Consider the following 8,622-nt stretch of genomic DNA (forward strand, 5'->3'; position numbering starts at 1 on the left):
GGGCCCATCCGGCAGTTCTTCTCGGTCACCCTCCCCATGCTGTCGCCGGTGGTCTTCTTCGGGACCCTCCTGACGCTCATCACGTCGTTCCAGGTGTTCACCCAGGCATACATCCTCACCTCCGGCGGCCCGGGAGACTCCTCGACGACGCTGGTTCTGGAGATCTACCAGGAGGCATTCAAATACTTCCGGCTCGGCTATGCGTCGGCGATCGCCTGGCTGCTGTTCATCCTCATCCTCATCGTCACCGGCGTCTTCCACCTTCTGCAGAAGCGCTGGGTCTTCTACGAAGGAGACGTGCGGTCCTGACATGGCTATGGTCCAAGCGCGCAAGAGACGCCCGGAGCAATGGCTGCTGCGGCTCACCGGTCAGGTGGCGCTGAACGTCGGTCTTTACGCAGCCGCGGCCCTCTGCCTCTTCCCTTTCCTGTGGATGATCTCGACGGCGTTGAAGCCGGAGGACAACGCGCTCACCAACAACTTCTTCGTCGGCTACACGCTGACGTGGAGCAACTTCGCGACCGCCTGGGACTTTTTCCCGTTCGGGCGCTTCATGCTCAACAGCGCGATCATGTCCATCGGCGGGGTGATCGTCGTGATCGTCGTCTCCACCACCGGTGGCTACGCCTTTGCACGGCTGGCGTTCCCGGGACGGGACAGGATATTCCTGGCCTATATCGCCACGCTGCTGGTGCCCGCCACCGTGACGGTGATCCCGCTCTTCCTGATCTCCCGCTACCTCAATATCTACGACAGCTACCTTGGCCTGATCCTGCCCATCTCGTTCAGCGCCTTCGGCACCTTCCTGCTCCGGCAGTTCTTCCGCACTCTGCCGGAAGAGCTCAGCGACTCGGCAAAGATCGACGGTGCCGGCGAGTTCCGAATCTTCCTCACCATCATGATGCCGCTCGTCAGGCCGGCGGTGGCTGTGCTCGCGGTGTTCACCTTCATCTCCGACTGGGGCAACTTCCTCTGGCCGCTGATCGTCACGCAGAGCCAGAATATGTCAACGCTCGAGCTCGGGCTCAGCACGTTCCAGGGTGAATTCGGAAACTACTGGAGTTACATGATGGCGGCATCGACGATTGCGATCCTGCCGACCGTCATCCTCGTGATCCTGCTCCAGAAGTACCTCGTGAAGGGGTTGGCCTTCACCTCGTTCGGGGGTCGCTGACCAGTCGGCCCGCCGGGATGACCGATCAGCTCCGGGCGCGGCCCTTGGTCGTCTTCGCCCGTCCGGCCTTCTTGGGAGATGCCTTGCGGGGCGACTTCTTGCTCGGAGACTTGGTGGGTGATTTGACGGCCGGGGCATCCGTCCACTTCATCTCGATCTCGAGCTCCGTCTCGTTGCCGTCCACCTCCAGCTCGAACTCCCACTCGAGGTGGTCGGCGACGACGTACTGGATCGAGTCCCCGTCGAAGTCCATCTCGGACTTCGACCCTTCAGTGAGTGCCTTGCCCAGCGCGATGAGACGCCGGCCGGCTTCCGCTCTCGACAACCGGACCTTCCTCTTGATCTCCACGTCGGGCATCGGCGTTCCTTCCGGGTCAGTACCGAGCGGTCGGTTCGCTTCCGGAGCCGTAGTTTCCGGGGTAGGTCACGATCGGTCCGGACCGCGCGATGATTTGGTGCGGCTGGCAGGCCATCACGAGCAGCACGATCCACCCGATGAAGGTCCAGCCGAGGAGCAGGGTCAGCAGACCGAGTAGCCCGGAGTTGGACTTTCCGCGGGTCGCCGCGATCGCCCACGGCAGGAAATAGAGCAACGTGAGGACGGTGAAGACCCAGGCGAAGACGGCTTGCACCGACTTGTCGGACCGGTCGGTGAGATAGCCGGGCCCGTACATCTGCGGCTGGTACGACGCCTGCTGCTGGGGCTGCGGAGCCGACGGGTACGACGCCTGCGGAGCCGGCTGCGGCTGGGGCTGGGGAGCGGGCTCGGGCGCGGCCTCGGGCGTGACCCAGTCGGTGCCGGTCCAGCGCACCCACTGCTCGCCGTTCCAGCCCTCCCAGTGATCACCGGTCCACCGGGTGTTCGTGCCTTCCGAGGTCATGATCCGCCTCCCCGTCCCAGCTGAACGGTACGCCGTAGGACGGCCCGGGCGGACCGCCTCGACATCATCGTGAGACGGTCGCAAGACGGCGGCGCTCGAACGGACTTCGGACGAGGTGGGCGAGTCGAGGGATGGCATGTTCTGGCTGTGAATCCGGTGTCCAGCGGCGGTCACGGCCACTGTCGAGAGCCGGGCCGACGGCACCGCCGACGTACGCATTCGGCCGCTATCCCGAGAATGACGAAAGGCGTAAGGTCAATCCAGGTTGGGCCGACAGCCGCAAGGTTCAGTCCGCCGCCCGGCCGATGGCACCTCACCGCCTCGGGCCATATGCCCCGGCCTTGTCAGGTGTCTGTCATGAACCCCACCGAAGTCTCCCGTGACCCGGATCGTGGACCCGTCGATTCGGTCCATCTGCGGTTGTCGACCTATCGCCACCGTGGTGAGGCACGTCTCGACGTCGCCGGCGAGCTGGACGTAGCCAGCGCCCCGACGCTCGCAGCGACGATCTGCCGGATATCACGGAAGCCGCACCAAACCGTCCTGGTCGATCTGGGAGCCCTCACGTTCTGCGACTGCGCCGGGCTCGGTGTACTGCTCGAGCAGCACCTCCAACTCCGCGAGGTCGGCAGCACGCTGGTTCTGCTGAACCCCTCACCCGCGGTCCGGCGACTGCTCGCCCTCACCGGGGTCGACCAGCACCTCGACATTCGCGGTCCCCATCCCGCCGGGCCGAGGTCGTCCGGTCCGCGGAAGGGCCCGAACGACCGCACCCGACTCAGTCAGGGTCCATCCAGCTAAGACAACGAACGTTCGTCTTGACAAAGCCGCAACCACTGCGCAGGGTGAGTACCAAGAACGCTCATTCTGTTTTGGAGGTCGGTGTCGTGGCGAGCCACGCGCTCAGTGGTCATCCGCCGTGGCGGCAGTTGCTCGTCGCGGCCGTGGTCCTGCCGGTCGTGGTGGTGGCTGCGGTCCTTGCATTCGCGTGGCCAGTGGCGCGTATCGCGCCGCGTGATCTTCCGGTCGGGATCGTGGGGACGAGCCCGGCCAGTCAACAGGTCGTCGAGGGGCTGGACCGGGCCCAGCGGGGCGGGTTCGATTTCCGTCTCTATCCCGACGATGCTGCCGCCCGGTCGGCGATCGCGGACCGGGACGTCTATGGCGCCTTCGTCGCGACAGGGGGCAGCTTCACGGTGCTCGAGGCGAGTGCGGCGGGCCCAGCGGTGGCCCAGTTGCTGACCGCGGTGGGCCAGAAGCTCGCTGTTCAGGTCGGGGCCCACGCGGCTGCATCGGGCAAAGGCCATGGTGCTGCGCCGCTGAAGACGGTGGACGTGGTGGCCACGTCGTCCGCCGATCCCCGGGGCCTGGTGCTGAGCTCGGCGCTACTGCCGTTGACGATCTGCAGCATTCTGCTGGCCGTCGCTGTCGCCCTGGTGATCGGCTTCCGGCCGGCCTGGCGGCAAGCGCTCGCACTCGCCGTGGTCACGGGCGTCGCCGGCCTCGGTGCGTACCTCATCGCACAGCCGTTCCTGGGGGCCTTGCCCCATCAGCACGTGGCGACGTGGGGAGCCCTCGTGCTGACCCTGCTCGCGATCAGCACGACGACTGCCGGGCTGATCGCACTAGCCGGCGTCGGCGGCCTGGCGCTGTGTGCCGCACTCATGGTCTTCGTCGGCAATCCGTTCTCCGGTGTCACATCCGCCCCCGAGCTGCTACCTGACGCGGTGCACCACATCGGACAGTGGCTGCCGCCGGGCGCCGGCGCGAACCTGCTGCGCAGTACGGCCTACTTCAACGGCAACGGCGCAGCCGGGCACCTCACCATCCTGGTGCTGTGGACGGCATTCGGACTCGGCGCCATCGTGATCGGTCACCACACCTCGATTGGCTTCGCCAGGGCTCGCTGAGGCCGCTCGCTACGGCCAGAGTGCCGCGACTGCTTCGGGCATCCCGGCCACATCGTCGGTGCCGAACAGCGCCAGTTGAAGAATGACGCCGGGCACGATCGCGATCAACAGCTTCGCCACTGCATCCGCGGACGCGTCCTTCGGCAGGCCGCCGGCAGCTTGGTAACTGCGGACCGCCTCGGCGAGATCGGCGCGCATCTGAATCAGGCTCTCGTTGAAGGTCCCCGCGATCTTCGGGTTACGCAGCGCCTCGGCCCACACGAGCACCGACATCGGCCCGAGCTGCGACTCCTCGTGTTTGCGTCGTACCACGCTCAGTACGTCGGCCACGGCCGCACCGATCCCGTCCGCACGGGGTTGGTCGGCGAGGCCGTGCAGCAACGCCAGGACCTCGCGCATGTTCTCCTCGGCGATGGCCAGCATGATGTCGTCCTTGCCGGCGAAGTAGAGGTACACCGACCCCGAGGACAACCCCGCCTCGGCGAAGAGGTCCTGCATCGACGTCTCGTGAAACCCCGAGCGGAGGAAACACCGCCGAGCCGCACTCAAGATCTGCTGGCGGCGCGCGTCACGGTACTGCTGGGACACCTTCGGCATACCCTTAGCGTACGAGAAAAACGAATGTTCGTCTTGCCCGTGTGCGCCGCTCCGGATAACCGCACGAGCACGGTCGGTCACTGCAGACAGCAAAGGATGGACATCGGTTTGGTAGAGGACGACCATGCCGCGATCGGCACGACCGAATCCATGGGGGAAGGACGTGCGCCCGATGAGCACCAGATACGAGCTGCGCATCGTGCACAACACGCCGTTGATAGGCGATGACCCACACATGCGTTGCAGCAATCGCCAAGACGCGATGCGGAAGGTCCGGGCCTTCCTGAAGCAGGCGGGCGACCAGATCAGAGCCATCTATCTCGACACCTATGACGAGGAAAACAGGATCGCGTCAGAGCGGGTCTGGCCCGGTCCGGCCGTCTGAGGCACACACCTTTTCGGGCACGGCCGGGGGTGCAATATCGTGGCCGCCGACGAGGAGGAGGGCGAGCCGATGAGCAGCACGCTCACGATCAGCGACCTCCGCGAGGGATTCACTCGGCCATCACCGTCGGCCAGGCCGATGATGCGCTGGTGGTGGTTCGGGCCGGACGTCGAGGAAGATGAGCTCGACGCCGAGCTGCGAGCCATCGCCGATGCCGGATTCGGCGGCGTCGAGATCTCGTACGTGTACCCGCTGTCCGCGATCGCCCACACACTGCTGTCCGACCACTTCCTCGGCCGTATCCGGTTCGCGTCCGAGCGGGCCAAGGCGCTCGGCCTGCGCTTCGATCTCACGCTCGGGACCGGGTGGTCCTTCGGCGGCCCGCACATCGATGCCGAACACGCGGCGCGACAGCTTGTCTGGGAACGGCGTGAGGTGGGCGGCGGTGCCATCGACGTGCCGACCGATGCGCCCTGGCCCGGTGACGAGCTGGTCGCGGCTTTCGTCGGTGACGGATCGATGCAGGAGCTGCCGACGGAAATCGTGGAGCTGGCGGTGTCCGGCCAGCTGCTACGGGTACCGGAGGGACGATCGCCTCGGGTGGTTCTGCTCGCGTTCTCCCGACTCACCGGGCAGAACGTCAAGCGTGCGGCGGCCGGCGGTGAGGGTCCGGTCCTCGACCACTACTCGGCCGAAGCGACAGCGACCCACATCGCCGGCTTTGCCGCGCCGCTCGTGGCCGCCGTAGACCGCGACAGCATCGGAAGCGTCTTCTGCGACAGTCTCGAGGTCTACGAGTCGAATTGGACACCCGAATTCCTCCGCGAGTTCGAGAAGCGCCGTGGGTACGACGCCGCGCCAGATCTCTACCGACTCATCGTGGACACACCCGAATCGCCTGCGTTCCGTGTCGACTTCCATCAAACCCTGACCGAGCTGTACGAGCAGAACTTCGTCGCCGTACTCAGGGACTGGGCACGCACGCTCGGTCTGCCGTTCCGCATCCAGGGATACGGAACCCCGCCCGCCTCGGTGAGCAGCTACCGCTTCGCCGACCTGTTCGAGGGCGAAGGCTGGGGCTGGAACGAGATCACTCAGACGAGGTGGGCCGCATCGGCCGCCCACATCTACGGCCTCCCCGTTGTGTCCTCGGAGGTCTGGACCTGGGTCCACTCGCCGTCATTCCGGGCGACACCACTCGATCTCAAAGGTGAGGCCCACGAGCACCTGCTCGCCGGGGTCAACCAGCTGATCGGGCACGGCTGGCCGTATTCGCCGGCGGACGCGCCGGGCTTGGGCTGGATGTTCTATGCCTCCGGCGCGATCGACGACAGAAATCCCTGGTGGCCGGCGATGCCGGAGTTGACTTCCTACCTTCAGCGCCTGAGCTGGCTGCTTCGTCAAGGAGAGCACGTCGCCCCTGTCAAGCTGTACGTCCCCGCGGCCGATGTGTACGGCACGATGGGAACCGGTGACGTGTCGCTGGATCTGTGGCGCGAGACGAAGCGGCACATCGGACCCGACATCCCCCGCATCATCCACGAGTGCGGGCTCGACTTCGATCTCGTCGACGATGACGCACTCGCCGTCCTCGACCCCGAGCAGACGACAGCTGTAGTTCTTCCCTTCACGACCGTGATCCCAGCGTCGTCGCAGAAGTGGCTCGATGAGGTAGCGCACTCCGGGGGAGCCGTCATACGTGTCGGCGAACCCGGGACAGGCGACGTCGAGAGTGTGGCAGTCGAGCGCTTCGCAGCCCGCCTCGCGAGCCTCGTGGCCCCCGACTACTCGATCTCTCCGGCCTCGGCGGCGATCGGCGTACTGCACCGCAGGAGCGAAGCGGCGGATCTCTATTTCCTCGCGAATACCGGGAACGCGGACAACACGCTCACCTTCCAACCACGAACCGACCGCTCCCACTACGAGGTATGGAACCCGGCGGACGGGCGAGTGCAGTCGGCCGGAACGTTGTCCGGGCCGATTCCCGTGCAGTTGCCGCCGTACACCGCCGTGGTGGTCGTTGCCATGGACGCGCGCGATGCCGGTCCGAGTCAGCGGCCCGCGAGATTCCTCGACACCGAGCTGCATCAGATCGACGGCCCCTGGGCCGTCCGGTTTCTGGACAACGACGGCTCGGTCGGCCTGCACGACGTACTCCTCCCCGATCGGTGGGAGGACAGGTCGGCGGGTTACTCCGGCTCGGCGTCGTACGAGACGTCCTTCGACATCAGTCCGGAGACGCTCGCCGCGAACGACAGACTGGTGCTCGACTTCGGGAGCGCTGTCGCTGACGATTCAGAATCGACGCCCGGCCGCGGGATCCGCGGGAGTTCCTATCGCGTTCACGTGTCTGCGCCGGTCCGCGAGGTCGCCGTCGTGACCATGAACGGAACAAGCTGCGGCACTCTCTGGGCTCCGCCGTACGAGGTCGACCTTCTCCCTGCCGCGGCGCCAGGAGTCAATCGCCTGCGGATCGAGGTGTTCAACACCGCAGCGAACGCGCTCGATCGCGACGATGCCATTCGGGAGGCTGCAGAGCAGAGCGCCGCTCGGTACGGGCGCCGGTTCAGCATGCAGGATCTCGATCTCGCCATGGACGGGGTGTCGTCAGGGCTTCTGGCCGTGCCGACGTTGAGGTGGCAACGGACCGCGGAAGAGGACTAGGCCACGGTAGGAAAGTCGCTACGGCCGCTGACCGAACTCGGTGGCCTCGCAGAGCCACTCGGCAGAGCGATCGCTGAGACTGAGTCCGAGCCCGGGGCGGTCGGGCACCAGCATCCTGCCATCGCGGATGTCGATGCGTTCATTGAAGAGCGGTTCGAGCCATTCGAAATGCTCCACCCATGTCTGACCGGGGAAAGCAGCGCTGAGGTGCACATGGATCTCCATCGCGAAATGCGGCGCCATGCTGAGACCTTTGTGCTCGGCGAGTCCGACGACCTTGAGAAATGGAGTGATGCCGCCGACGCGCGGGGCGTCGGGCTGGATGTAGTCGACCGCTCCGGCCTCGATCATGCGGGCGTGCTCCGCGGCACTGGTCAGCATCTCGCCAGACGCGATCGGCGTGTCCAGAGCGGCCGTGAGCTGCGCGTGGCCGTCAACGTCGTAGGCGTCGAGCGGCTCTTCGATCCAGACGAGGTCGTATTCATCCATGCGGCGACCGAAGCGGCGTGCGGTGGCTCGGTCCCACTGCTGATTCGCGTCGACCATGAGCGGCACCGCATCGCCGAGGTGGCGCCGGATCTCTCGTACGCGCTGGAGATCTGCCGATGCGTCCGGCTGCCCGACCTTGATCTTGATACCGCCCACTCCGCGTGCGAGGGCGGCGTCCGCATTCTCGAGGATCGTGGCAACAGGGGCTGACAGGAAGCCGCCCGATGTGTTGTAGCAAGGGACCGAGTCGCGATATGCGCCCAGGAGCTTTGCGAGTGGAAGACGGGCCCTGCGTGCCTTGAGGTCCCACAGCGCTGTGTCAAAGGCCGCGATCGCCTGCGTGCTGAGACCGCTGCGACCGACGGACGCTCCCGCCCACACGAGTTTGCGCCACAGGCGGCCGATATCGTTCGGATCCTCGTCGAGGAGCTCGGCGGCAATCTGCTTAGCGTGTGCGTACAAACCGGGGCCGCCGGCACGCTTCGCGTAGCTGAAGCCGAGTCCTTCAGATCCGTCGGCCGT

General features: G+C 66.0%; 10 protein-coding genes. 6 read left to right on the plus strand and 4 right to left on the minus strand.

The annotated features are described in order from the left end of the window. Together VGH85_13540 and VGH85_13545 are read left to right on the plus strand one after the other, a co-directional pair. Positions 1-309 (plus strand): sugar ABC transporter permease (locus VGH85_13540; GenBank protein HEY2174825.1); only part of this gene is annotated, 309 nt, incomplete at its 5' end. A gap of 1 nt (position 310) precedes the next feature. Further along, entirely contained in the window at positions 311-1,174 is an 864-nt protein-coding gene (locus tag VGH85_13545) for a carbohydrate ABC transporter permease (GenBank protein ID HEY2174826.1), read from the plus strand. Between the two features lie 25 nt (positions 1,175-1,199). Here VGH85_13545 and VGH85_13550 read toward each other — a convergent pair whose 3' ends face one another. Then, the gene (locus VGH85_13550; protein ID HEY2174827.1) at positions 1,200-1,532 is read right to left on the minus strand and encodes an amphi-Trp domain-containing protein; all 333 of its coding nucleotides are present in this window, start codon (positions 1,530-1,532) and stop codon (positions 1,200-1,202) included. Positions 1,533-1,548: 16 nt separating this feature from the next. After that, a complete protein-coding gene (locus tag VGH85_13555) occupies positions 1,549-2,055 on the minus strand; it encodes a superinfection immunity protein (GenBank protein HEY2174828.1) in 507 nt (168 codons plus the stop codon). Positions 2,056-2,412: 357 nt separating this feature from the next. Here VGH85_13555 and VGH85_13560 point away from each other — a divergent pair, with 357 nt between their 5' ends. After that, complete coding sequence (locus VGH85_13560; protein ID HEY2174829.1) at positions 2,413-2,856, plus strand: STAS domain-containing protein; 444 nt, start codon at positions 2,413-2,415, stop codon at positions 2,854-2,856. 86 nt (positions 2,857-2,942) lie between these two features. Then, entirely contained in the window at positions 2,943-3,965 is a 1,023-nt protein-coding gene (locus tag VGH85_13565; GenBank protein ID HEY2174830.1) for an ABC transporter permease, read from the plus strand. 9 nt (positions 3,966-3,974) lie between these two features. Here VGH85_13565 and VGH85_13570 read toward each other — a convergent pair whose 3' ends face one another. Then, positions 3,975-4,562 (minus strand): TetR/AcrR family transcriptional regulator, encoded by a 588-nt coding sequence (locus VGH85_13570; GenBank protein HEY2174831.1) that lies wholly within the window; start codon positions 4,560-4,562, stop codon positions 3,975-3,977. Positions 4,563-4,734: 172 nt separating this feature from the next. Here VGH85_13570 and VGH85_13575 point away from each other — a divergent pair, with 172 nt between their 5' ends. Next, on the plus strand, positions 4,735-4,947 hold the full coding sequence (locus tag VGH85_13575) for a hypothetical protein (protein HEY2174832.1): 213 nt from the start codon (positions 4,735-4,737) through the stop codon (positions 4,945-4,947). A 39-nt stretch (positions 4,948-4,986) separates the two neighbouring features. Further along, positions 4,987-7,611, plus strand: coding sequence for a glycosyl hydrolase (locus VGH85_13580; GenBank protein ID HEY2174833.1), 2,625 nt, complete (start codon positions 4,987-4,989; stop codon positions 7,609-7,611). Between the two features lie 18 nt (positions 7,612-7,629). Here VGH85_13580 and VGH85_13585 read toward each other — a convergent pair. Next, positions 7,630-8,622, minus strand: a 993-nt coding sequence (locus VGH85_13585; GenBank protein HEY2174834.1) for a mandelate racemase/muconate lactonizing enzyme family protein, incomplete at its 5' end; no start/stop codon positions are given.

Source organism: Mycobacteriales bacterium (assembly GCA_036497565.1).
Lineage (GTDB): Bacteria > Actinomycetota > Actinomycetes > Mycobacteriales > QHCD01 > DASXJE01.